Source organism: Ruegeria marisrubri (assembly GCF_001507595.1).
Classification (GTDB): Bacteria; Pseudomonadota; Alphaproteobacteria; order Rhodobacterales; family Rhodobacteraceae; genus Ruegeria; species Ruegeria marisrubri.
Genome location: NZ_LQBQ01000027.1, coordinates 1 through 1,149 on the forward strand (window position 1 = coordinate 1; position 1,149 = coordinate 1,149).

Here is a 1,149-nt window from a genome sequence, read left to right on the forward strand (position 1 = left end):
GCGCCGACGGTGCGGCCGCCTTCGCGGATGGCGAAACGCAGGCCGTCTTCCATCGCGATCGGGGCGATCAGCTCGACGGTGAAGCCGACGTTGTCGCCCGGCATGACCATCTCGGTGCCTTCCTGCAGCGTCACGGTGCCGGTCACGTCAGTGGTCCGGAAGTAGAACTGCGGACGGTAGTTCGCGAAGAACGGGGTGTGACGGCCGCCTTCTTCCTTGGTCAGGATGTAGGCTTCGGCTTCGAACTTGGTGTGCGGGGTCACCGAGCCCGGCTTGCACAGAACCTGGCCACGCTCGACGCCGTCACGGTCAACACCGCGCAGCAGCGCGCCGATGTTGTCGCCGGCTTCGCCGCGGTCCAGCAGCTTGCGGAACATCTCGACACCGGTGCAGGTGGTCTTCTGGGTCGGACGGATGCCGACGATCTCAATCTCGTCGCCGACGTTGATCACGCCACGCTCGACACGGCCGGTCACAACGGTGCCGCGGCCCGAGATCGAGAACACGTCTTCGATCGGCATCAGGAACGGCTGGTCAACGGCACGTTCCGGAGTCGGGATGTACTCGTCGACGGCGGCCATCAGTTCCTTGATCTTCTCTTCGCCGATTTCCGGATCGCGGCCTTCCATCGCGGCCAGAGCCGAACCCGCGATGATCGGAATGTCGTCGCCGGGGAAATCATACGAGCTCAGCAGCTCGCGGACTTCCATTTCCACCAGCTCCAGCAGCTCTTCGTCGTCGACCTGGTCAACCTTGTTCAGGAACACCACCAGTGCAGGCACGCCAACCTGGCGGGCCAGCAGGATGTGCTCGCGGGTCTGCGGCATCGGGCCGTCGGCGGCGTTCACGACCAGGATCGCGCCGTCCATCTGCGCCGCACCGGTGATCATGTTCTTGACGTAGTCGGCGTGGCCGGGGCAGTCGACGTGCGCGTAGTGGCGGGTGTCGGTCTCGTATTCCACGTGGGCGGTCGAGATGGTGATGCCGCGCGCCTTCTCTTCCGGCGCGCCGTCAATCTGGTCATACGCCTTGAAGTCGCCGAAATACTTGGTGATTGCTGCGGTCAGCGTCGTCTTGCCGTGGTCAACGTGGCCGATCGTGCCGATGTTGACGTGCGGTTTCGTACGCTCAAACTTTTCCTTTGCCATT

At 63.8% G+C, this 1,149-nt stretch carries 1 protein-coding gene; it reads right to left on the reverse strand.

What is annotated here, in order from left to right; translation table 11 throughout:
- The coding region (tuf, locus tag AVO45_RS12490; protein ID WP_068347448.1) for an elongation factor Tu at nucleotides 1–1,148 on the reverse strand (1,148 nt) is incomplete at its 3' end.
- Between the last annotated feature and the right edge of the window lies 1 nt (nucleotide 1,149).